The sequence below is a fragment of the Paraburkholderia sp. GAS199 genome (genome assembly GCF_050436585.1).
Lineage (GTDB): Bacteria > Pseudomonadota > Gammaproteobacteria > Burkholderiales > Burkholderiaceae > Paraburkholderia.
Map to the genome: position 1 here is coordinate 70155 of NZ_JBNDMM010000001.1, position 22358 is coordinate 92512.

General features: G+C 63.1%; 20 protein-coding genes. 4 read left to right on the forward strand and 16 right to left on the reverse strand.

Annotated elements, in window-relative coordinates; translation table 11 throughout:
• Positions 1-86 precede the first annotated feature (86 nt).
• Both P3T18_RS00255 and P3T18_RS00260 read left to right on the forward strand, forming a co-directional pair.
• The gene (locus tag P3T18_RS00255; RefSeq protein ID WP_429297901.1) at positions 87-1811 is read left to right on the forward strand and encodes a GMC family oxidoreductase; all 1725 of its coding nucleotides are present in this window, start codon (positions 87-89) and stop codon (positions 1809-1811) included.
• Positions 1812-1860: 49 nt separating this feature from the next.
• Entirely contained in the window at positions 1861-2847 is a 987-nt protein-coding gene (locus P3T18_RS00260; RefSeq protein WP_429297902.1) for an alcohol dehydrogenase catalytic domain-containing protein, read from the forward strand.
• Positions 2848-2853: 6 nt separating this feature from the next.
• On the opposite strand, the gene P3T18_RS00265 is transcribed toward P3T18_RS00260, so the two are convergent.
• From P3T18_RS00265 to P3T18_RS00290, 6 genes are read right to left on the reverse strand one after another with little or no spacing between them, the layout of a single operon-like run.
• Positions 2854-3558 carry an HAD family hydrolase gene (locus tag P3T18_RS00265; protein WP_429297903.1) on the reverse strand — a complete coding sequence of 235 codons (705 nt, stop codon included), beginning with the start codon at positions 3556-3558 and terminating at the stop codon, positions 2854-2856.
• Positions 3559-3561: 3 nt separating this feature from the next.
• Positions 3562-5076: a xylulokinase gene (locus P3T18_RS00270; RefSeq protein WP_429297904.1), complete on the reverse strand. Its 1515-nt coding sequence runs from the start codon at positions 5074-5076 to the stop codon at positions 3562-3564.
• Between the two features lie 47 nt (positions 5077-5123).
• Positions 5124-6062: an MBL fold metallo-hydrolase gene (locus P3T18_RS00275; protein ID WP_429297905.1), complete on the reverse strand. Its 939-nt coding sequence runs from the start codon at positions 6060-6062 to the stop codon at positions 5124-5126.
• Positions 6053-6826 (reverse strand): SDR family NAD(P)-dependent oxidoreductase, encoded by a 774-nt coding sequence (locus P3T18_RS00280; RefSeq protein WP_429297906.1) that lies wholly within the window; start codon positions 6824-6826, stop codon positions 6053-6055. The genes P3T18_RS00275 and P3T18_RS00280 overlap by 10 nt, the downstream gene beginning before the upstream one ends.
• Positions 6827-6866: 40 nt before the next feature.
• Positions 6867-7829: a shikimate dehydrogenase family protein gene (locus P3T18_RS00285; protein ID WP_429297907.1), complete on the reverse strand. Its 963-nt coding sequence runs from the start codon at positions 7827-7829 to the stop codon at positions 6867-6869.
• Positions 7826-8473 carry a glucose-6-phosphate isomerase gene (locus tag P3T18_RS00290; RefSeq protein ID WP_429297908.1) on the reverse strand — a complete coding sequence of 216 codons (648 nt, stop codon included), beginning with the start codon at positions 8471-8473 and terminating at the stop codon, positions 7826-7828. The genes P3T18_RS00285 and P3T18_RS00290 overlap by 4 nt, the downstream gene beginning before the upstream one ends.
• 255 nt (positions 8474-8728) lie before the next feature.
• Here P3T18_RS00290 and P3T18_RS00295 point away from each other — a divergent pair, with 255 nt between their 5' ends.
• A complete protein-coding gene (locus P3T18_RS00295; RefSeq protein ID WP_429297909.1) occupies positions 8729-10168 on the forward strand; it encodes an FAD-binding oxidoreductase in 1440 nt (479 codons plus the stop codon).
• A gap of 150 nt (positions 10169-10318) precedes the next feature.
• A complete protein-coding gene (locus P3T18_RS00300) occupies positions 10319-11176 on the forward strand; it encodes an SIS domain-containing protein (RefSeq protein WP_429297910.1) in 858 nt (285 codons plus the stop codon).
• Positions 11177-11208: 32 nt separating this feature from the next.
• Here the strand turns inward: P3T18_RS00300 and P3T18_RS00305 are convergent, their stop codons facing one another.
• The 10 genes from P3T18_RS00305 to P3T18_RS00350 form a co-directional block, all read right to left on the reverse strand.
• The gene (locus tag P3T18_RS00305) at positions 11209-12192 is read right to left on the reverse strand and encodes a zinc-binding dehydrogenase (protein ID WP_429297911.1); all 984 of its coding nucleotides are present in this window, start codon (positions 12190-12192) and stop codon (positions 11209-11211) included.
• A 97-nt stretch (positions 12193-12289) separates the two neighbouring features.
• A complete protein-coding gene (locus P3T18_RS00310) occupies positions 12290-13042 on the reverse strand; it encodes an SDR family NAD(P)-dependent oxidoreductase (RefSeq protein ID WP_429297912.1) in 753 nt (250 codons plus the stop codon).
• A 91-nt stretch (positions 13043-13133) separates the two neighbouring features.
• A complete protein-coding gene (locus tag P3T18_RS00315) occupies positions 13134-13892 on the reverse strand; it encodes a GolD/DthD family dehydrogenase (protein ID WP_429297913.1) in 759 nt (252 codons plus the stop codon).
• A 45-nt stretch (positions 13893-13937) separates the two neighbouring features.
• Positions 13938-15488 carry a xylulokinase gene (locus P3T18_RS00320; RefSeq protein ID WP_429297914.1) on the reverse strand — a complete coding sequence of 517 codons (1551 nt, stop codon included), beginning with the start codon at positions 15486-15488 and terminating at the stop codon, positions 13938-13940.
• Between the two features lie 51 nt (positions 15489-15539).
• Positions 15540-16292, reverse strand: coding sequence for a deoxyribose-phosphate aldolase (gene deoC, locus P3T18_RS00325; protein WP_429297915.1), 753 nt, complete (start codon positions 16290-16292; stop codon positions 15540-15542).
• A gap of 25 nt (positions 16293-16317) precedes the next feature.
• On the reverse strand, positions 16318-17049 hold the full coding sequence (locus P3T18_RS00330; protein WP_429297916.1) for an SDR family oxidoreductase: 732 nt from the start codon (positions 17047-17049) through the stop codon (positions 16318-16320).
• A 36-nt stretch (positions 17050-17085) separates the two neighbouring features.
• On the reverse strand, positions 17086-18072 hold the full coding sequence (locus tag P3T18_RS00335) for an ABC transporter permease (protein WP_429297917.1): 987 nt from the start codon (positions 18070-18072) through the stop codon (positions 17086-17088).
• An 11-nt stretch (positions 18073-18083) separates the two neighbouring features.
• Complete coding sequence (locus tag P3T18_RS00340; protein WP_429297918.1) at positions 18084-19574, reverse strand: sugar ABC transporter ATP-binding protein; 1491 nt, start codon at positions 19572-19574, stop codon at positions 18084-18086.
• Between the two features lie 60 nt (positions 19575-19634).
• Positions 19635-20900 carry a sugar ABC transporter substrate-binding protein gene (locus P3T18_RS00345; RefSeq protein WP_429297919.1) on the reverse strand — a complete coding sequence of 422 codons (1266 nt, stop codon included), beginning with the start codon at positions 20898-20900 and terminating at the stop codon, positions 19635-19637.
• A gap of 72 nt (positions 20901-20972) precedes the next feature.
• Positions 20973-22073 (reverse strand): glycerol dehydrogenase, encoded by a 1101-nt coding sequence (locus P3T18_RS00350; protein WP_429297920.1) that lies wholly within the window; start codon positions 22071-22073, stop codon positions 20973-20975.
• Between the last annotated feature and the right edge of the window lie 285 nt (positions 22074-22358).

Genomic DNA, 22358 nt, shown 5'->3' on the forward strand with positions numbered 1-22358 from the left:
GCCTGCCAAGCAAGGAGCACAGTGCAGACAGAGCACCGAATCAAATCAGGAGTGAGACATGGCAAAATCGCAGCGAAGGCAAAATCATGGCTAGTGCAGCGAGCCAGTACGATTTCATCGTGATCGGCGCGGGTGCGGCGGGCTGCCTGTGCGCTGGCCGTCTCGTGCGCGACCATCGGGCACGCGTGTTGTTGATCGAGGCCGGCGCGCGCGATCGCAACCCGCTCATCCACATGCCGGCGGGCTTCGTCAAGCTACTGTCGGATCGCGATTACATGACTTTCCATCGCAGCGCCGAACATCCTCACCTCGGCGGACGTCAGCCGTACATACCGCAAGGCAAGGTGCTCGGCGGCGGCAGTTCGGTCAACGCCATGGTGTATATACGCGGCCAGGCGCGCGACTACGACGAATGGGCAGCCATTACGGGCGACGAAGCCTGGCGGTACCCACGGTTGCTGCCGCACTTCACGCGTCTCGAAGGCAATGCCACCTTCAACAATGCGGCGCATGGCATCGACGGTCCGCTGAAAATTTCCGATGGTGCGAATCTGAGCGACGTGTCACGCGCTTTCGTGCTCGCCGCGCAAGGCATTGGCCTGTCCTTTAACGCCGATTTCAACAGCGGTACGCAGACCGGCACGGGCTTCTTTCAGACCACGACCCATCAGGGGCGTCGTTGCAGCGCCGTGGACGCGTTCCTCGCACCTGTCATGAATGATCCGCGACTGACCATTCGTACCGACACGCAGGTCACGCGCATTCTGATCGAACGCGGTGTCGCCAGAGGCGTGGAGATTCAACGCGGCTCGCAGCGCGAAACGGTTTTCGCGGGCGAGGTCGTTCTGACGGCAGGCGCGCTCGTGACGCAAAAGTTGTTGATGCTCTTGGGCATCGGCGCGGCAAATACGCTGGCCGGGCTGGATATTCCGGTCGTGGCCGATCTGCCGGGCGTGGGCGAAAATCTGCAAGACCATCACGAGGTGCCGGTGGTCGCGTTCTGCAACGGACGCTACGGCTATTTCAGGCAGGATCGCGGCTGGAACCAAATTCGCAACGGCTTGCAGTATCTGGCTTGTCGCAATGGTCCGGTGGCCTCGAACGCGGTCGAAGCCGGGGCGTTTTTCAATCCCGACGATCCAACCGGCGACGCGTCGATCCAGATGTTCTGCGTGCCCTCGGTGTACCTCGACCCCGACGTGACCTCCGCGAAAGCAACCTATGGCTTCACGCTGAACAGTTGCGTGATGCGCCCAAAAAGCCGTGGCCGCGTCGGCCTCGAATCTGCCGATCCGCGCGCCTCGCCGATCGTGTATCCCAACTACCTGCATCACGCGGACGACTTGCGGCTATCGGTGGCGGGCCTTCGGCGCGCGGCGAAGATCATGCGCGCGGGACCGCTCGCGGAGATTGTGGATCGTATCGTCTTGCCGGACGAATCCGCCGTGACCGATCCCTCTTCGGCCTCGGATGCCGTACTCGCGGAGCACTGCCGACGCACCGTCAAAACGGTCTACCATCCGGTGGGCACCGCGCGCATGGGTGCGGACACCGACCCCATGGCCGTGCTGCAAAGCGATCTAAGCGTGCGCGGCATCCAAGGGCTGCGCGTGTTCGACACGTCGTCGTGGCCGACCATCATTAGCGGCAATACGGTCGCCACGACGTATGCCGTCGCGGACCGCGGCGTTGCGCCGATGATGCGCGAAACCTTGCCTGCTCATTTTTCCTCTCATTTAACCGCCCAGCCCGATACGAATACCCGGTCCGACGAACCCGCACGAAACGCGCCGATCACCCATGCCGCGTGACGAGCGTTCGGGTCGGGCAAGTTATTCAAACCAATCGAACACGACACGTATGAGAGCCATTGTTTGCGAGGCCGTCAGCAACGCGCTGGACGGCGTTCATATGCGCGAGCGCACCGTGCCCCAACCCGGCCGCAAGGAAGTGAGAGTAACGATCCACGCGGCGTCGCTGAATCCGGTGGACTGGAAACTGGCCTGCGGCGTCGCGCCGTGGATGACGCCGCCGCGCATTCTCGGACTGGACGGCGCGGGTGTCGTCGATGCCGTGGGCGAAGATGCGGATCACTGGCGCGTCGGCGATCGGGTCGCATGGCACGGCAATCTCGCCCGCGACGGCGTGTTCGCCGAATACGCCGTCGCACCGGAGCATGTGCTGGCCCGAATTCCCGACAGCGTCGACTTTGGCGCGGCTGCCGCCCTGCCCTGCGCCGCGATGACTGCATTTCAGGCATTGGTGCGCAAAGCGCGCGTGACGGTCGGAGAAACGGTGCTGATCCAGGGCGCAGGCGGCGCAGTCGGCGGATTCGCCGTTCAGATAGCAAAGTCTTTGGGCGCCCGCGTAATCGCGCTCGCGAGACCGGCGCTATTCGACCGGGTCCGCACACTCGGCGCCGACTTCGTATTCGACCGCCACGATAGAGCGCTGCGGGAGCGCATTCACGAGTTGACCGACCACTACGGCGTGGACGTCATGCTCGAGGTCGCGAATCCGGGTGACGCAAGAAAGTCGCTGGACCTGATCCGCTATAACGGGCAGTTGCTATGTATCGACCCAATGCCGAATCTCGCAGACGTGCCGCCCTACACCTATGCGGCTTCGATCCATGAAGTGGCTCTCGGCGGCGCGTATGCGTGCGGCCACCTGCCGACCCAGCGGGATTTCCCGCAGATGTTGCAGACTTTGCTCAGCATGGTCGAGCAAGGCAGGCTCGATCCGATGATTGACAGAGCGATTGCGCTGAACGAAGTCCCGCAAGCCTTGAGGGATTTGCGTGAAGGCGCGAGCGCGGGAAAAATCGTGGTGGATGTCGCCCGCTAACGCGGCCTAGTTCGCCGCCGACTGTATGGCCTCGGCCGACGCGCACCACTCCGCCGGCTCGACGCCCAGCGCATGCGCCAGTTCGGATGCCGCGTGCACGATGCGTACGCTGTCTGGAAATGCGCTCGCGGCGGCGTCGTCCAGTGGCCACCCCAACACCCGCATACCGGCCGCGACGGCCGCGCGCGCTCCGGTCGGGCTGTCTTCCACCACGATGGCCTCGCGCGGTTCGAGCCGCAGCAGCCACGCGGCGCGCAAGTACGGTTCGGGATCAGGCTTGCCCATTCGTACGTCGTTCGCGCTGACAGTCACTAATTGCGGCTCCTGCAGATCGAGCGCCGCAAGATTCGCTTCGAGCAACATGCGCGACGCGTTCGACACCACGGCCTGCGCGACGCCCGCTGCGCGCACGGCCCGATAGACTTCGAGTGCCCCCGGCCGGGCTGCGATCGACGGCGCCGCCGCCAGATAGGCGCGAGCCCGGAACATCGACCATGCTTCGAATTCGATCTCGATACCGAAGCGTTCCGACACCAGCGCATGCACCTCGCGCCCGGTCTTGCCGAAAATCAGCGGATGCAGTTCGTCGCCCGCTTCGACGCCGTGGTGCGCCAACGCCGTGATGAGCGTGCGCAGATGCAGTGGCTCGCTGTCGGCGAGTGTGCCGTCCATGTCCCAGAGGACAGCCTTGAAACCCCGTGTCACAGTCATGAATCAATCGCTTGAAGAGAGTTGGTCGAGGTCATCGTAGAACTGCTGCGAATGCAGATACAGACGATCGAATATTGGCATCATAAGGTCATAGATGTCGCTCGCGTAAGGGTCCGGCTGCACTTCGCGCTCGAAGCGCGCAAACGCGCCGACTGCATCGGCGAGGTTAGCGAACTGCCCGTGCGCGCTCGCGGCCAGAATGGCACAGCCCATCACGCCGCACTCCACTTCCGCCGGCACGAGAATCGGCGTGCGATACATGCTGGCCTTGATGTCGAGCCACAACGACGCTTTTGCGCCGCCGCTCGCGGCCACCAGCCGCTCTATACGCACTCCGGGCGATTGCAGCAGCGAGATATGCCGTCGCACACCAAACGCGACACCTTCGAGCACGGCGCGATGCAGATGAGCCAGACCATGCTTCGCGGCGATCCCGAAGAACTGCGCGCGCGAGTTCGAATGCTCGCCGAGCCGTTCACCGGAAAGATACGGCAGGAAGAACAGACCCTCGGCGCCAACCGGCGCGCTCGCCGCTTTCTGCGCGACGGCCTCGTAGGACAAAGCGTTTTCGTGGAATGCGCGGCGCGCCCAGCGTACCGCATCGCCGCCCGAATCGAGCAGCATGAAGCGTCCCCACAGACCCTCGCACGTCGCCACGTTCGACACTTCGGGATGCAGCATCGGCGTGTCGGCGATGACCGTGATGATCGACGAAGTGCCGGTGATGTCGGAGGCAAGCCCCGGAGTGCATACGCCCGAGCCGAGCACCGAAACGGGGTAGTCGCCACCGCCGACCAGCACCGGCGTGCCTTCGCGTAGGCCTGTGGCGGCCGCCGCCGCGCGGGTCACTGCGCCGAGCACGTCGGACGGCGCGCCGATGCGCGGCAGTTTGCGGCGATCGAGCCCGAGCATATCGAGCATGGTTTGCGACCATGTGCGGCTCGCCGGGTCCATCAGAAAACTGGTGGAGGCATCGGTCCAGTCGCAGGCTCGCTCGCCGGTCAGCCGGAAATTGACGTAGTCTTTCGGCATGAACAGCGTGCTGGCACGTTCGTATGCGTCGGGCCGATGCTGCTTGAGCCACTGCAATTTAAAGCCGAACCATGCTGGCGTGGCCGGGTTCGCGGTGCGCGGCAGATAGGCTTTGGACGCGTGGCTCGCGCGGAAGGCCTCGACCTGGCTCAGCGTACGCTTGTCGTTCCAGAGGGGCGCTGTGTTGAGCGTGAGTTCGCCGTCGGCGTCGATCAATACCGAGCCATGCATCTGTCCGCATGCGCAGATCGCGGCGATCTTCGCCGCTGCGCCAGGCAGCTTGTCTAGCACTTCGCGGATCGCATGGGTGGCGCCGGTCCACCAGTCGGCCGGTCGTTGTTCCGACCAGCCGTAGCGCTCCACGATCTGCTCGTGCTCGCGCGCCGCCATGCTGCGTATCGTGCCGCGCGAATCGACCAGGGCGGCGCGCACGCTGCCGGTGCCGACGTCGATTGCCAGATAGAACGTCTCCATCGTAGTTCGCATGATTGAATGCCTGGAGTTGTGCCGACATATCGTGACGCTGCGCGGCGCTATCGACGCAGCCGCCACGCACGCTGCAACTGCGCCCGGAACAGCGCGCAGGCGCTTCCTTGCCGGCGCTCGTCGAGCATACGCGCGTCGATCGCGTCCGGCGAGATGGTATTGAAGTCGAACAGGCCGTAGTGATGCGCGATCATCGCGGGCACTTGCGCCGCCTTCGTCAGCGCGAGCGCTTCGTCGAGCGTGAAGTTGCCGGGCACGCCATTGCAGCTGCGCTCCTCGTCGCGACCATTCACCGGCAGGAGCGCGACATCCGGTCGAAGCCTCTGCACCCGTTGCGCGAGTTGCGCGTAAGGCACGCAGTCTCCGGAATGATAGAGACGCACGCCTCCCACTTCGATCACATAGCCGAGCCACGGATGCCGGCCCTGTTCGTCAGCGTCGAGTGTCTCGTGCGCGGAGGCGATAGGCATCACGAAACAATCGTCGGCGACTTGCACGCGCTGGTCCACGTCGACGGGAATCAGGCGGTCGGCTTCAACGCCGCAGCGCTTGATGGCTTCGTCGATCGAAGCGGCGGGCACGACGAAACGCAACTGCGAAAATCGTTGCGCCAGCGGCTGCAAGGTGCCGGGGTCCATGTGGTCGGTATGCCGATGCGTGCACAACACCAGATCCAGCCGGTCGAGGCCGGACGGTTCGAGCGGGGCCGGCATCAGACGCACATGCGCAAAGCGGGTGCCGCGATATTTTTCCGCCAGCGAGTCCGACAGATACGGATCGATCAGCATCCGCAAGCCGGCGCATTCGATCACGAAGCCCGCCTGACCGAGCCAGTACAGCAGCACTTCGCCGTGCGCCGGCAGGTTCGCGGGATTCGCCAACTGATGCGCAAGATCTGTCCCGAAGCGCTCTTCGGACACACGAACCGGCGCATGGCCGCTTTCGGCGGCCTCGCTGCGACTGTTCGCGCTGCGATTCACCAGCATACGTAGCCGCCGTCCGCGAGCACGATCGACCCGGTCATGAGGCTCGCCGCGTCACTGGCAAGAAAGAGAACCACGGAAGCCACCTCGTCCACTCGTCCGAGCCGGTTCATCGGCGTGCCGCCAACCCAGTGCCGGTGCATCTCTTCGTTTTCGTACACGTACTTGTTCATTTCGGTGTCGATGTAGGTGGGCGCGACCGCATTGACGCGCACGCCGCGGCCACCCCATTCGGCAGCGAGCGAACGCGTCAGATGATGCACGGCCGCCTTCGAAGCGTTGTAGTTCGCCTGCTCCTGCGGCCGGTTGACCACGAAACCCGACATGGAGCCGACATTCACGATGCTACCGCCGCCGCGTTCCAGCATGCCTTTGCCGAACGCGCGGCAGCTCCGGAACACGCCGTTCAAATTGACGTCGATCACCTTGTTCCAGACTTCGTCGCTCATGGTTTCGGCAGGATGATTCGAGATCGCGATCCCTGCATTGTTCACGAGCACATCCACGCGACCATGCCGCGCGACGACTGCGTCGTTCACGCGTTGCGCCGCGGATGGATCGGTCACGTCCAGCTGTTCGCCTTCCACGTTCAGGCCGCGTGTCGACAAAGCGTCGAGCGTCTGATCGAGCAGCGCCGCGTTCATATCGGTCAGCACCACGCGCGCGCCCGCCTCGGCCAATGCCTCGACCGCCGCGAGACCGATGCCGCGTGCCGCACCGGTGACGACGGCGAGCTTGCCATCCATTCTGAATTTGTCCAGATACATCGATCAGCCTTTCGAGTGTGTCCAATGAGATGCGCGCGTTTCAACGCACCACTGCCGGCTTGCCAGCCTGCGCGGCGATCCGGCCGATCTCGTCGAATGCGTGTCCGTGCGAGGGAATCTCGACGTGAAACACCTCGGCGATCACCCGCGTCCAGCCATAGATGAAATAGGTCCAACCATCTTCGATCTGCAATTGCTGCTGCTTTTCCTGGGCGCGCGCCTGATCGAGGAATACGAGTTCGCCGCGATAGTTGAGATCCCACACGATGGCCTCACGCGGAAACACGGCTGCGCTGCTGAGCGGAGAGCCCGGCGCGTCCTTGCCGAGTCCCGTGGCATTGATGACGAGCGTGCCGGGCGACAGACCCGCCAGCACGGCGTCGTTGTCCTCTGCGCGCGGTGCGACCACGTATTCGCAAGGCACGCCCGAATCGATCTCTCGATGAATCCGTTCGATTTCTTCGAGCCGCGCCGCCGAGCGGTTCGATACGATTACGCGCGAAGGCCGGTTTGCACCCCGGCTTGCCTGCATCAGATGCCAGGTCAGCGCGATGGTCGAGCCGCCCGCGCCCATCGAAAACACTGGCGCACCGGTCCGGGAAAAATGCTCCGGCGGCAAAAAGCCGTCGAGCGCGAGGCCGGACGTAATGGGATCTTTGGCATGACACACGAACTTGCCGTCGCGTTTGGACAGGCAGCTTGTCTCGCCCATCATTGCAGCATGCGGATCGATCTCATCGAAAAGATCGCGGCAGGCCGCATACAGATCAATCTTGTGCGTCGTCACCAGTGCGCCGAGCGAGAGCGGATCGTTACGCAAAAACGCGACGACTTCGCGGTACGCCTGCGGTGCCGAATGCGGCTTGAAGTCGATGCCTTTCATCTCGACGTCACCGAGCCCGAGATGTTTGGCCCACTCGGGGAACACGCGCATGATCGAACTCTGTGCAGTGGTCACGCCGATGAAATAGAAAGTGGGACGGTGCGCGGCCTGATAGCTCATGGCGTCACTCCTTCAGTGCGGCTCGTGCGTGCAATGAGCGCTTCCACATCCGCTGCCGAACGCTCGCTATAGGCCGGGTTGGCCTCGCTGCGCCAGCCCCCCTGGCCGTCGTCGACGATACGCAAACGCATGCCGTTCGATCGCTCGATGATCGCGTAGTCCTGCCCCGAGTCGGCCGGATAGCAGAACAGCATGACGAAGTCCTGCGTGCCCACGTTCACCGAGCGGTGAATCCACCGCGGCGGCACGTAGCAAGCGGTATTGGCGTGAATCTCCACGATCCGCGTCTCGCCGTCGGGCGACTCCATCAACATCAGCCCATCTCCCTTCAGTCCGAAGTACAACTCCGGCCGGTCGATATTCGCGTGAATATGGCCGCGTGTCATGAAGTACTCGGCGCCCACCTTGCCGGGACTCATGCGCGTGACGCCCGTAATCAGATCGCCGGGCCGGTCGCTTGGCCGGTGGTCCGTCACGTCGTAGACGATGTCGTCGCCGTGCCCGGCGGCGAGCGCATTGAACTTCTCCGCGTCGGCGTAGAGACCGTCGAGGTCTGCGAGGCGCTTCTGATAACGCGTGCCGGTGCCGTCCATCAAACCGGTTTGCAGATTCACGTTGAACGAGCGTGGTTCAGGCCATCTCATGAAAATCTCCTCCAATGCTGGTTTGTCTGGAGACAGTATAAACGTTAACTTCAATAACGTTAATTGAAGAAATACATCTATTTACTCGGGTTATCCCGAGAATAGCCAATATTTACACATCATCAATGATAGTGTTACTATCGTTTGCAAGATGATCCCAACAAGACGCCAAGGGTTGGCACACGGCTCGCAACGCGCTCTTCGCAGTCGCCGACGAAGCCGGCCAAACCTGGTGATCGATTCCGGAGACACACGATGCACGACGAGATGCACGACGACGCCGGTTGCGCGCATTCCACAGAGCCGGGCGTCGATGTCGTACGTGCACTGCGCGACGCGCTGGGCGCCGACATCGTCAGCCTGCCCGACGAATTTTCGGGCAGAAAGCATGCGGACTGGAGCCGCACGCCGAGCGCGGACCCTGTCGTGCTGATCCGTCCGCGCAACACCGACCACGTGGTCACGGCCATGAAGATTTGCCATCGCTACGCCCAGCCAGTCGTCACCCAGGGCGGCCTGACCGGACTCGCGGGCGGCGCGTGCATGCTGGGCGGCGAAGTCGCGATGAGCCTCGAACGGATGAGCGGGATCGAGAGCATCGACACCATTGGCGCGACCATGACCGTGCTTGCGGGTACGCCTTTGCAGACCGTTCAGGAAGCCGCCGAATCCGCCGGATTCATGTTTCCGCTCGACCTCGGCGCGCGCGGCAGTTGCACGATTGGTGGCAATCTCGCCACCAACGCGGGCGGCAATCGCGTCATCAAGTACGGGATGATGCGCGAGCAGGTGCTGGATCTGGAGGCCGTGCTGGCCGACGGCAGCGTGGTGGGCGGTCTGCGCAAGATGATCAAGAACAACACGGGCTACGACCTGCGCAATCTGCTGATCGGCAGCGAAGGAACGCTCGCGGTCATCACGCGCGCGGTATTGCGATTGCGGCCACGACCGCGAGCCGTATCGACGGCATGGTGCGGCGTGCCCGACTACGACAGCGTCACCACGTTGCTGCGCGAAGCACAGTCGCGTCTGCCCGCGGGCGTATCGGCATTCGAAGTGATGTGGCCTGGCTACTACGATTTCGTGTTGCAGCGCCTTCCTGAACTGCGAGCACCGCTCGAAGGCCGCCATGCGTTTTACGTGCTGCTCGAAAGCAGCGGCGCCGATCCCGAACGACAGAGTGAGGCGTTCGAAGACTTTCTCGGCGAGATGCTCGAAACCGGCGTGATCGCCGACGCCGCGCTCGCCTCGTCGGAAGCGGACGCGGCCGCGTTCTGGGCCATTCGCGACGCGCCCGGCGAGTATCCACGTCTGATTCCTGGGCGCGTCTCGTTCGACGTGAGCTTCTCCATTACCGACGTAGGCGAGGCTGCGCTGCGCTGCGAAGCGCGTTTGCGCGAGCGCTGGCCGAACGCTACGATTCTGGTCTACGGTCATCTCGGCGATGGCAATCTGCACATCGTCGTGCAGGAACCGGACTGGCCGCCTACCACCGCGCCCGAAGTGCAAGCGGTCGTCTACGGCGTGACGGGCGAGATGGGCGGTTCGGTGTCGGCAGAACATGGCATCGGACTGAAAAAGCTCAAGGTGCTGGCGTTGTCGCGCACGCCAGCCGAACTCGCGGCAATGCGCGCCATCAAGGCGGCGCTCGATCCGTCGAACCTGCTCAATCCCGGCAAGGTTCTGTCACGCTGACATCGTTGCGCGACAGGTGCGCGTTGTGCGGTCTTGCGTCGTGCGCCGCCTGTTGCCGCTCACCCGCACGCGCGCATCCGATACACTTTGGCTTCTGGTCCATGCGAGCTGCGCCGGCCGTGGCGGCTTCGCTTTTACGGAAGGAATGCAGTGGCCGATTACAACATCCTGGAAATGATCGACCGCGTCCGCCCTACTTTGCGGCGCGGCAGCCGTCAGGTGGCGGAATACATACTCGCGAATCTCGCCTCGATCGCCGAGCTCAGCCTCGCCGAACTCGCGCGTCTCGCCGAAGTCAGCGAGCCGACCGTGCTGCGCTTTTGCACGACGATTGGCTGCAGCGGCTTTCGCGAGTTCAAGATCCGGGTGGTGCAGAGTCTCGCACTCGGCGCACCGGCGGCACACTCCGTACTGACCGGCAACGACGATCCGGAAACGGTCGCCACCAAGATATTCGACTACACGATCACGAGTCTCGACTGGGCGCGCAAGAAGCTCGACTTCGACGCGATCCGCCGGGCGGTCGACGTTCTCGACTCGGCCAACCGGATCGAATTCTTCGGCTTCGGCGCCTCGGGCATCGTCGCGCTCGACGCGCAACAGAAGTTCCCGCTATTCAGCGTGCCTTGCGTGGCGCATCAGGACTCGCATCAGCAGTTCATCGCGGCGTCGATGCTCAAGCCGGGCGATGCGGTCGTGGCGATCTCGAATACGGGCGCCACGCGCTCGCTGGTCGAAGTGGTCCGCACCGCGCATGAACGTGGCGCACGCGTGATCGTCATTACGGGCTCGGAGAGTCCGATCACGCGTTACGCCGATGTCACGGTGATCGCCGAGACGCTGGAAAATACAGACGTCTATACGCCGACCACGTCGCGCCTCGCGGCGCTGGTGATTATCGACATCCTCTCGACCAGCGTCGCCTTGCGTAAAGGCGACCAGCACACTCAGGAAGTCCTGCATATGAAAAAACGGCTAGCCGAAATCCGTTCCGCCGGGACGATCTGAACCGCTCGCGTTTTTCGCTTAGTGGCGGGCGCTTATCCGCACAACGCGACCGGGCGACCAGCGCCTTTGTGCTCGCGCAAGGCATCGAGCAACGTAGGCAATTCGGTCAACAGGCCGGTTTGCACCGGCAGCGGCTCCAGGTCACCGCGCAGCATCTCGTCCATCATGCGCTCGCCCGCCGCGCTCAAGCGGCGCCACTGCACGTCGGTCCCCTCGACGTGCATCGAATTGAGCGCCACCTCGTGCAATGAGATCGACGTCGTGAAAGGCGGCAGCGGCGGCGCCGTCACGCGATCCTGCACGCACACCAGATGCCCATTGGCCGCAACGCAACCGGCCAGCGAGTTCGCGTGGTCGCCGCTGATGGTGTCGAATACGGCATCGAAGCGTTGCGCGCGCGTGAGCGACTGAGCGGCGTTCGGTGCAATGAACGCCTGCACGCCTAGACGCTCCAGCCGATCCCAGTGACGTTGGTTGCACATGGCTGAGACCTCCCAGCCACGCGCAATGGCCAGTTGCACGAGCACGGCACCCACCGCGCCGCCCGCGCCCGTTATCAGCACGCTCAGACCGGCGTCGGCGGGAACTTTGTGAAGCGCCTGCCACGCCGTGAGTGCCGGACACGGCAGTGCCGCCGCCTGCGCGTACGTCATGCCCGGCGGCACGCGCATCAGGGCGCGCAACGGCACGACCGTATGACTCGCGAAACTCCCGGCACGGCCGAGCCACTGGTGATACGCCACGCGCTGACCCAGCCAGTCGCTGTTCACGTTCGCGCCGACCCGCACCACGTCGCCGGCGCCGTCCACGCCCGGAATCTGCCCCGGCGACCAGATCTCCGGGCCCCACTCGATGAACTTCCAGTCCACGGGATTCAGGCCAGCCGCCCGGTTCCTGACGACAACCTCATCCGGACCCGCCTCCGGCATGGGAGCGTCGCGCCATGTCAGCCGCGGTTCGTCCTGCGGATTCCATTGCCATGCGCCACTGGGCGATTCACGGTGCTGCTCGACCATGCGTACCTTCCTCCTGTGATAACGATTCGAACCGGCTAGGGATTGCAGCCGGCACGGGGTGAAAACGATGTGTTTTCACCCCGCGCTCAACCCGCGTTCAACCCGTGTGATAGCCGCCGTCGACCGGCAGCACCGCACCCGTAATGAACGTCGCGGCCGGCGTACACAGAAACACCGTGGCGCCGATCAGGTCGTCGGCGGTGCCCCAGCGCTTGAGCGCGGAGCGACCTGCGATGCTCGCCTCGGTTTGCGGGTCTTCCCACAACCGACGGGTCATCTCGGTACGGTGATAGCCGGGTGCGACGGCATTCACGCGAACGCCGGAGGGGCCGAAGCGGTGCGCCAGCGCACGCGTCAGTCCGACTACGCCGGTCTTGCTCGCCGTGTACGCAGGCACCGCGCCGTCGGCGAGATAGCTCAGCATCGATGCGATGTTCACCACCGTGCCGCGCGTCGATTCGAGCTTCGGCAAGGCTGCCATCGTCAGGCGAAAGGCACTCGACAGGTTGATGTCCATCACGTCGAGAAAGGTTTCCTCGCTCCATTCCTCGTCCGGGCGGGCAACGCCCTGACCGTTGACCAGCACGTCGATACGCGGTTGTGCCGCCATGAAGCGCTGCACGGCGGTTCGGTCGCGCACGTCGAGCGTGGCGAACTGCATGCCTGCATTGCTCGGGTCGCTGCTGGCCAAGTCGAGTTTGGCCGCCGAAGTGCCGGTTGCGATCACCTGGGCGCCGAGAGCAGCGAAGCCCCGCGCGATCGCCAGCCCGATACCGCTCGAACCGCCGGAAACGATGACGTGCTTGCACTCGAACAGGCGTGACCCAAAACTATCGATGATGTCCTGCATGCGTGTCTCCTTGTCGGATGTCATGACATCGCGGATCGGCTGTCGTGAGCCGCGACGGCGTTTCTAGATCTGCGAATCGAAACTCAGCGTGTCAGACGATCGAATAGCCGCCGTCGATCATCAGATTCGCGCCGTTCACCATGGCTGCTTCCGCACTGGCCACGTACATCACGGCGGCAGCGATTTCAGCGGGCTTCGCAAAGCGTCGCGTGGGAATCGCGGCGCGCGCTCGGTCGCCGCGTTCACCGGCCCAGCCGCTCAGCCCCAACTCGGTCTCGACCACAGTCGGCGAAATGGCATTGACCGTGATGCCGCGCGGACCCCATTCGAGGGCCATGCAGTTGGTCATGCCGAGCAGCCCCGCCTTGCTGGTGCAATAGGCTAGATGCCCTTCGATGCCGAGCACCGCGGCCTGCGACGCCATGTTGACGACACGCCCGCGCCCGCGTGCCAGCATATCGGGCGCGAATGCTCGCGCCACGAGAAACGCGCCGCGCAGATTGATCGCCATGGTGCGGTCCCACGTGTCGATGGGAAAGTCTTCGGCGGGCGCCAGCGGTCCGATGCCCGCGTTGTTGACGAGGACATCGGCGCGGCCGAGCGTGGCGAGCACGGCCGCCGCGCTTTCCTCGACCGCTTCGGCGTCGCTAATATCCACGACCCAGGCGCGATGCGCCACGCCGAGCCCGGCGGCGAAATCGGTGACTGACGGTGAACGGTCCAGCAGCGCGAGCGTCGCGCCTGCAGCGGCAAAGGCTTCGGCAACGGCGCGTCCAATGCCGGTGGCCGCGCCAGTGACAACGACGATCGTGTCGTGGAAATCGTATTGAGCGTTGTGCCTGATAGTCATGGTAATTCGCCTGGTGGGTTCAACGGCAAATGAGGTGTCGGCATATCAGCATGTGGCGAAGCGGGACTCGCGCAGCTTCGCGAGCCGGGGCGCAAGCGCGCGCTGCTGGGCGCTGGCCTCGCGAAACGCCTCCCTCGCGGCCTCGCATTGCGCCGCAACGCCGGAATCGGGCTGCGTGATCCCACTCACCGCTTGCAGACGCTCGATAGCGGAAAAGTCGGCCCACTGCCCGATGCCGACGAGGGCGAGCGCTGCCGCGCCGAGTGCCGCTGCCTGCTGATCAACCGACGTCTTGGCAATCGCGCAGCGGAAATAGTCGGCGAGAATCTGGCGTAGGAGCGCGCTTTTCGCGCCACCGCCGACAATCGTCATCTGCGGGCGAATGTCGGTGAGGCCACGCAATGCGTCGAGCGCCTGAGCGAGCGCCATGGCGATACCTTCAAGCGTGGCGCGAGCGACATCGGCCGCATCGTGCTGTAGATCGACACCCACGAAGGCCCCGCGCACTTCCGGTCCACCTTCGAACGAGGTGCCGCCGCCGAGCGTCGGCACGAACAGCAACCCATGCGCGCCGCCCGACGCCGTCGCGGCCAGATCGACCAGCGCCGCTGCGCCATCGCGGCCGTCGCGCCCGGCTTGCAAATGCACGTTCGCGAGCAAGGTGTCGAGCACCCACTTGATGCTCGTGCCCGACGAAAAAATTGAAGTCGCCGAAATGAACATTTCCGGTACGACGTGCTGGAACACGTACGGCACGACGTCGTGATCGATCAAGGGCTTCTGCGACGAGACGGTCAGCCAGCTCGACGAACCCATCGAACAATAGGCGTCGCCCGCGCGGAAGGTTGCCGCGCCCAGCGCCATGCAACTGTTGTCGACGCCCCCCGCGACCACCTTCACGCCGGGCGGCAGGCCGAGCAAGGACGCCACGTCGGGCAGCACCTCGCCCACTATGGCAGTGGAAGCCACGATTTCCGGCCATTGCGCGCGACGCAAGCCCGCCGCGCGCAGGATCTCTTCGCAGTATTCGCCGCGATGCAGATCGTAGGCACCCGATCCCGACGCATACGACGGATCGGTCACGAGCCGTCCTGTCAGCCGGAAGTTGACGTAGTCTTTGGTGCCGGCGAATACTTTCGCCGCCGCGAACACCTCGGGCCGATGCGTGCGCAGCCACATCGCCTTGAACAGCGGATAGAGCGGCGCGGGAAAACCATTGCCGGTGCGCGCGTACCACGTGCGGTAGTCGAACTCGCGAAAGAACGACTCGGCTTCCTGCGTGGCCCGGCCGTCCGACCAGATCGGCACGTGCGTCGCGAGCAGGCCGCCTTCGGCGTCGAGCGGCACGCAGCCGAGGCTATGGCCCGACAGCGCGATCGCTGCGATCTCCTCGTCCGGCGCCTGCGCGATTACGTTGCGGATGCCCGACACGATTGCGCCCCACCAGTCGGACACGCGTTGCTCGTGGAGCTTCGGGCCCGGATAGAACGTCTCATAGGGCACCACGCACTCGCAGATGCATGCGCCGTCGTCGCCGAACAACGCGACCTTCGCACTGCCGGTGCCCAGATCACACGCTATCACCGACTTCGACATGAACGATATCCGAAAATGAAAAAGTCCAACGTTGGTTCAGCCGCGCACGTGTCATGCATCAGCGCGGCTGGACGCGATCTGCAAGCCGCCTTGCGGCAATGCTTCGCATTGCTGCACGAGGTCGAGCGCGACCTGAGTATTGATGCCAAAGCGCGAGACGCCCAGATCGATCATCGCGGCGATCGTCTGTAGATCGCGGATGCCGCCGGACGCCTTCACCTGCACGCGCCCGCGTACTGCATCGCAAATCAGTGCAACGCGTTCGACGGTCGTGCCCGGTGGCGTCCAGCCCGTGGCTGTCTTGACGAAGGCCGCTCCCGCCGCGATCACGCAGTCGCAGCCACGCCGGATTTCGTCGTCCGTCAGATACGAGATTTCGAGGATCACCTTGAGCGGAACCGGCGTGATCGCCTCGACCACGGCGCGAATCTCGTCAGTCACGTATTGCAGATGACCCGACTTCAGGCGGCCGACATTGATCATCATGTCCAGTTCTTCTGCACCTTCCGACACTAGCGTGCGTGCTTCCACCACCTTCGTTGCACTGGCGTGTCCGCCCGACGGAAAACCCACTGGCCCACCGACGCGCGTCGGGCCGTCCGCCGGAATCAGGCGGCGCAGCAGCGGCATGAAATGCGGCAACGCATGCGCCGCGATAAAGCCGCCCTCGCGCGCGCTGCGAGCCACTGCCTGCACGTCGGCCTCGGTATGGAATGCCTGCACCGCGCTAATGTCGATCATCTGCGCAAGCTCGCTTGCGCGAAGCACGTGCGGCACATCTGCCGTCTGATTCGTGGATGTCATGAAACGACCTGATTCAAGTGAGATGTCAGAATTCCTGGCGTGTCGCCGTGATGCTCATTTCCAGCAGATTCACGCTTTGCGGCAATTCGTAGGCATAGAGCATGGTTCGCGCGACAACGTCCGCGTCCAGTCCGCCGTCCATCGCGTCGCGACCCTTCGACCAGAACTCGAACGCGTTCGGGTTGGTGATGGTCTGCTCGATATCCGATTTCGTCACACCCGGCGAGATGGTCATGGCACGCACGTCGAACTGCGACAGTGTCTGACGCGCGCCTTCGGTGATCGCGTGAACGAAGTGTTTAGTGCCGCCGTAGACGTCGTGATGCGGATAGACCTTACGCCCCGCCATCGACGAAACATTGATGATGGTGCCGTGGCGGCGTGCTTTCATCGCGGGCATCACGGCATGCATGCAGTTCAGAACGCCCACGCAGTTGATGTCGATCAGGTCACGCCATTGCTCCGGGTCCTGCTCTTCGAGCCGCGAAAGCCGCGAGACACCGGCGTTATTGATCAGACAGTCCACTGGACCGAAGCGGGCTTCGGCCTGCCCGATCGCCGCGCCGACCGCCTCGCGGTCCCGCACGTCGGCGGCCACGCACACGCAATCGGGCAAGCCGAGCTCTTCCATCAAAGACACGCGGCGCGACAGCAGCAGCAGCGGATAGCCCGCGTTCGAAAACATCGCCGCCGTGGTGGCGCCGATACCCGCGCTCGCGCCGGTGATCATTACGAGCGGATTATTGCTCAAGCTCATCTGGTTTCCCGATTCGGTTTGCGTGAGGCGCGAGCATTATGCGCGCTGGCCAAGCCGCTGCATCAGCACGGCGAAGATGATGATCGAACCTTTGATGATCTGTTGCGGATACACCGGCACGCTCAGCAGGTTCATCACGTTGCCGATCAATCCGAGCACCAGCACGCCAATCACCGTATTGATGACCGTGCCCCGGCCACCGGAAAGGAGAGCGCCGCCGATCACGCAGGCAGCAATCGCGTCCAGTTCGAGGCCGATACCGGTCACTGGCACGCCCACGCCGGTCCGCGACGTGTAGACGATGCCCGCGAGGCTGCTCATCGCGCCGGAAATCACGTAGACGAGAAACTTGTACTTCTTCTCCGAGATGCCCGCGAGGCGCACGGCCGTTTCGTTGCTGCCGGTGGCGATCACCATGCGGCCGAACGTGGTGCGGGTCATCACGAAATAGAACACGCCGATCAGCACGGCGCCGAGCAATACCGGCCACGGCACGTTGATGCCGCCGATCGAGCCGCTGCCGAAGGCATTGAGGATGTCGGACGCTACCATGTCGTCGGGCAGCGGAACCGGCTGACCGTTCGACATCATGAACGTGAAGCCGCGCGCCACGGTCATTAATGCCAGTGTCACGATGAACGGCGCAAGGCCGAAGAGCGTGACGAGCACCCCGTTCATCGCGCCGAACAGCGCGCCGAGCGCAATCGCACCCATCACCGCGATCAGCAGACCCAGCGCGCCCTGAGTCGGCATCATCGGCAGGATCATGGGCAGCAGCAGACCGCCGGCAGCGGCGATCGAGCCAACCGAAAGATCGATGCCGCCGGTGTTGATAACGAGCAGCATGCCGAGGCTCACGAGCAGCATCGGCGTGAGCTGGCGCAGCAGGTTGAACAGGTTGCCGGAGCTGAGAAACGCGCTGGACATCAGGCTCGATACGACGAACAGGATCACAAGCATGATCATCGCGTTGTAGCGCACCACACCCTTCAGTATCGGCGTACGGCGCGGTGCGCCGGTCATTGCAGTTTCCATTATTTGACCCCCATCGACAAAGCAATCAGCGAATGCTCGGTGATGTCATCGCCTCGCACTTCACCCGCAATTTGACCCATTCTCATGACCAGCACGCGGTCGCACAGACCGATGATCTCCGGCATGTCCGACGATACGACGATCACCGCGACACCCTGCTCGGCAAGCTGGTTGATGATCTGGTAAATCTCGATCTTGGCGCCGATATCGACACCACGTGTCGGCTCGTCGAGTATCAAGACCCGGCAGCCCGACGACACCCATTTCATCAGCGCTACTTTTTGCTGGTTGCCGCCCGAGAGGCTCGACACGGGTTCTTCCATGTCCTGCGTCTTGACGCGCAGCGCCTTGATGAGCCGCCCGGTTTCATCCGATTCGCCACGCGGACCTAGCAGCCAGCCGCCGCGCGCGTACGTGTTGCGCGGCGTCATCATCGCGTTCACGCGAATCGACAGATCGAGCAGCACGCCCTGATGCTTGCGGTCCTCCGGCAGCATGCCGATACCCGAGAGCGCCCCCTGGCGCGGCGAGCGGTTCAGAAGCGGTTTGCCGTCAAGCAGGATGTCGCCCGAGTCGCGCTTGTCCGCGCCGAAGATGGCTCGCATCGTCTCCGTACGGCCCGAGCCGACAAGGCCACTGAAGCCGACCACTTCGCCGGCATGCACTTCGAACGAAATGTCGCGCACGCGCTCTTTCACACGCAGATTTCGCACTTCGAGCATGCGCTTGCCGATCTGCGCATGACGGATGGGAAACAGCTCGCCCAGATCGCGGCCGACCATCATCTGCACGAGCTTCGATTCGTCGATATCGGCAATCTTTACCGTCGCGACATAACCGCCGTCCTTGAGCACCGTGGCCATGTCGCACATCGAAAAAATCTCTTCGAGCCGATGCGAGATATAGATGATGCAGACGCCGTCTCGACGCAATTGCGCGATCAGATCGAAGAGCCGTTTGGTCTCGCGATCGGTCAGCACGGCGGTGGGTTCGTCGAACACCAGCACGCGTGATTTGCGCGACAAGGCTTTGCAGATTTCCACGATCTGTTGCTCGGCCACGGATAACTCCGAGACCGGCGTCGAGACGTCCAGGTCACCGAATCCCAGCGCGGCGAGCTGCGTTCTCGCGCGTTCCTTCAACCGCCGCCAGCTGATGTAAGCCGAGCCCTCTCCGAGGTCGTTCAGATAAATGTTCTCTGCGACCGAGAGATGCTTGGCGAGCGAAAACTCCTGATAGATCACCGAGATGCCGTGCTCGCGAGCAGCATGCGGCGAATCGATCACGAGTTGTTCGCCGCCGAGCGTGATCTCACCCTCGTCGGGCACGTAGGCGCCCGAGAGGATTTTCATCAGTGTCGATTTGCCCGCGCCGTTTTCGCCCATCAATGCATGCACCTGGCCACCTTCGGCAACCAGGTTGACACCGCGTAGCGCCTGCACGCCGCCAAAGCGCTTGCTTACGCCGCGCATCGCCAGATGATTGTTCATCGTCTCCACTCCTGCGGTGGCGAAAGCGGACTCGCGGTCCGCCCTCGCCGCCCACTGACGTCAATTAGCTGCGAAGTCTTTCTTGATCTGCGGAATCGTCTTGACCGGCGGGATCGTGTACTTGTAGAACTTGTTGTCCTTGTTCGGATCGATCATCTGATCGACGTTTTCCTTCGTGATGGTTCCGGCCGGGAAGTACGAACCCATCGGCAGGTTGCTCGCGTCCTGACCTTCGTAGAAGATCTTATGCAGGAACTCGATCGCACCCACGCCGGTTTCCTCACCCGAGAACATGCCGGTGGTCAGCAGGTTGCCCTTCTTGACCTGTTCGAGCGCGACGCGCAGTCCGTCTGCGGGTGTGGCAACCTTGATGGAATCGGTCTTGTTGATACCCTTGACCGCGCGCATGGCGCCCATACCCATCGAGTCGTTGTCGGCGAGGATGTAGTTGATTTCTGACGAGTGCGCGGAGAGCAGATCTTCCGCCGCCGCGAGGCCGCCCTGCTCGGTCCACTTGCCTTCGCCCATGCCGACCACCTTGAACTTCAACTGCGGATCGTCGAACTTCCCAGTCTTCTTCACCTGTTCGAATAGTTTGAAGCCACGCAGCATGCCGTCTTCTTTCTTCGAACTGATGCCGAGTTCTTTCATGCGCTCATAGACAATGCCCGACACCATGCCGTTCACGCGGCTCTCGGAGGTGGAATTGCCCACCACGCCGATAATCATCGCAGCGGTGATCGGCGTATTCTTGCCGGCGCTTTTCGCCACGTACATGCCCGCGCCGAAGCCGTTTTCATAAGGATTCGGCGAGATCGTGGTCAGCACGCGCGCGCTCGAATCCGGCACCGTGCCGATCGTCACCACTGGGATGCCCGCGTCTACGGCGCGGTTGATGCATTTCGCCACGCCGATGGTGTCGGTCGGATCGACCACGATCACATCCATCTTGCGCGTGACGAAGTTATCGATCTGCGAACACTGGCGCTGCAAGTCGCCGTCGGCCACCTGCATGTCGGTGACGAAACCGTATTTCGCCGACACCTGACGCACACCCTTGGCCAGTTCCACGAACCACGGATTGCCCAGCGTGATTTCCGTCCAGCCCACTTTCAGATGCGCCGGATCCGCGGCTTTCTTCGGCCATGCTTTCTTGACGTCCGAGCGGTCGGCCATATACGGATCGATCACGCCGGAGAGGGCGGTGTTGGGCATCAGCGAATAGATTTCTTCTTTCGCGTAAGCGGCCGCCGAAGCGACGAGGGTGAGGCCAAGCGCGACGGATACGCAGATCAGGCGGCGATTCAGGCGGGGTTGCGTTTTCATGCATGTCTCCAGATAGTTTGATTGGTGTCTGCTGCACTACTTCGTTCTGTCTTCACCGCGGCGCGGCCCGATTCAGGCCGCCAGTTGCGAGGAAAAAGCGTCGAGCGCGAGAATCGCATCGGTCACGAGCGGCACGCTCAGCACGACGGGCGTGGCGAAGGTGCACTCGCCTTCTGCGAGCGCGCCTTGCGCCACACGTTCGGCCGATTCGCGCAGGTTCTCCGTAAGACCGAGATCGGCGAGCGTAGTGGGCAATCCGACCGAACGGCAGAAGCGGATCATTGCCTCGACCTCTTCCTGCTCGCGGTTCTCCAGCATCAGCAGACAGAGCACGCCGAAAGCGACTTTCTCTCCGTGCAGGAGGCCGTGGGTTTCGGCCAGCACTGTCAGGCCGTCATGGATACCGTGCGCGGCCGAACAGCCGCAATTCTCGAAGCCGATACTGCTCAATAGCGTGTTGGCTTCAATCACGTTCTCGACGGCGGTGGTGCACAAACCTTTCTCCGCAGCGATCTTCGCCTTAAGGCCGTCACGCATCAGCACTTCGTGACAGGCTCGTGCGATGGCGATACCCGCAGCCGTGGCCGGAAAGCCGCCGCCGACGTAATTGTTCGAACGCGACTCCAGATTCGAGCGCGCCTCGAACCAAGTGGAGAGCGCGTCGCCGATGCCGGCCACAAGAAAGCGCACGGGTGCTTTCGTCACGATGGCCGTGTCGACCACCACGAGGTCGGGATTGCGCGGCAACTGCATTGACTGCTCGTAGACGCCTTCAGCCGAATAACGCACGGCGACGGCGCTGCAGGGTGCATCTGTCGAGGCAATGGTCGGCACGATGACGATGCGCGCATCGACCGCGGTCGCCGCCAGTTTGACGGTATCGGCCGTCTTGCCACCGCCTACGCCGACCAGAATCTCGCTTTGCTCGCGACGCGCGAGGCCAGTAACACGTTCGATTTCAGCAGCGCAGCATTCGCCGCCGAAACGCACGACGGTGGCCACGAGTCCGCCGGCTTCGAGGTTCTGTCTGAGCGACGGCGCCAGCGAATCGTGCAGGAAGCCGTCGATCACGACGAGCACTCGCCGGCCGAGCGGCACCAGGTGAGTGGCAAGCCGCGAAATTTCTCCGGCCCGCTGAATGTATTTACCTGGACCTCCGTATGCGCTGGCCATCTCGTGTCTCCGTCGTTCGATGTGAGGAAACGGGCAGTGAACGCGGCACGAACCGCCACTGTCCGCGAGGACTCATGCTTCCGATACCGATCAGGCCGACCTGTCATGCAGGTAGTCGATCTGACGATAACGTTATTTTCAATAATGATATTTTATTGAAAACCAAGCCGCATCAGTGAAAACCCGTGAAAAACGACCCCCAAAAACCAGATAAACGATAGTTACGCTATCGTTATCAACGTAAGTACTGAGTGTCCTTGTCCTGCCTGAGTGACCGGTCCGGCC

What these genes read in the sequence shown, in the direction of transcription:
- P3T18_RS00255 (WP_429297901.1), top strand. Translation starts at nt 87, where the DNA reads ATGGCTAGTGCAGCGAGCCAGTACGATTTCATCGTGATCGGCGCGGGT.
- P3T18_RS00260 (WP_429297902.1), top strand. Translation starts at nt 1,861, where the DNA reads ATGAGAGCCATTGTTTGCGAGGCCGTCAGCAACGCGCTGGACGGCGTT.
- P3T18_RS00265 (WP_429297903.1), bottom strand. Translation starts at nt 3,558, where the DNA reads ATGACTGTGACACGGGGTTTCAAGGCTGTCCTCTGGGACATGGACGGC.
- P3T18_RS00270 (WP_429297904.1), bottom strand. Translation starts at nt 5,076, where the DNA reads ATGCGAACTACGATGGAGACGTTCTATCTGGCAATCGACGTCGGCACC.
- P3T18_RS00275 (WP_429297905.1), bottom strand. Translation starts at nt 6,062, where the DNA reads ATGCTGGTGAATCGCAGCGCGAACAGTCGCAGCGAGGCCGCCGAAAGC.
- P3T18_RS00280 (WP_429297906.1), bottom strand. Translation starts at nt 6,826, where the DNA reads ATGTATCTGGACAAATTCAGAATGGATGGCAAGCTCGCCGTCGTCACC.
- P3T18_RS00285 (WP_429297907.1), bottom strand. Translation starts at nt 7,829, where the DNA reads ATGAGCTATCAGGCCGCGCACCGTCCCACTTTCTATTTCATCGGCGTG.
- P3T18_RS00290 (WP_429297908.1), bottom strand. Translation starts at nt 8,473, where the DNA reads ATGAGATGGCCTGAACCACGCTCGTTCAACGTGAATCTGCAAACCGGT.
- P3T18_RS00295 (WP_429297909.1), top strand. Translation starts at nt 8,729, where the DNA reads ATGCACGACGAGATGCACGACGACGCCGGTTGCGCGCATTCCACAGAG.
- P3T18_RS00305 (WP_429297911.1), bottom strand. Translation starts at nt 12,192, where the DNA reads ATGGTCGAGCAGCACCGTGAATCGCCCAGTGGCGCATGGCAATGGAAT.
- P3T18_RS00310 (WP_429297912.1), bottom strand. Translation starts at nt 13,042, where the DNA reads ATGCAGGACATCATCGATAGTTTTGGGTCACGCCTGTTCGAGTGCAAG.
- P3T18_RS00315 (WP_429297913.1), bottom strand. Translation starts at nt 13,892, where the DNA reads ATGACTATCAGGCACAACGCTCAATACGATTTCCACGACACGATCGTC.
- P3T18_RS00320 (WP_429297914.1), bottom strand. Translation starts at nt 15,488, where the DNA reads ATGTCGAAGTCGGTGATAGCGTGTGATCTGGGCACCGGCAGTGCGAAG.
- deoC (WP_429297915.1), bottom strand. Translation starts at nt 16,292, where the DNA reads ATGACATCCACGAATCAGACGGCAGATGTGCCGCACGTGCTTCGCGCA.
- P3T18_RS00330 (WP_429297916.1), bottom strand. Translation starts at nt 17,049, where the DNA reads ATGAGCTTGAGCAATAATCCGCTCGTAATGATCACCGGCGCGAGCGCG.
- P3T18_RS00335 (WP_429297917.1), bottom strand. Translation starts at nt 18,072, where the DNA reads ATGACCGGCGCACCGCGCCGTACGCCGATACTGAAGGGTGTGGTGCGC.
- P3T18_RS00340 (WP_429297918.1), bottom strand. Translation starts at nt 19,574, where the DNA reads ATGAACAATCATCTGGCGATGCGCGGCGTAAGCAAGCGCTTTGGCGGC.
- P3T18_RS00345 (WP_429297919.1), bottom strand. Translation starts at nt 20,900, where the DNA reads ATGAAAACGCAACCCCGCCTGAATCGCCGCCTGATCTGCGTATCCGTC.
- P3T18_RS00350 (WP_429297920.1), bottom strand. Translation starts at nt 22,073, where the DNA reads ATGGCCAGCGCATACGGAGGTCCAGGTAAATACATTCAGCGGGCCGGA.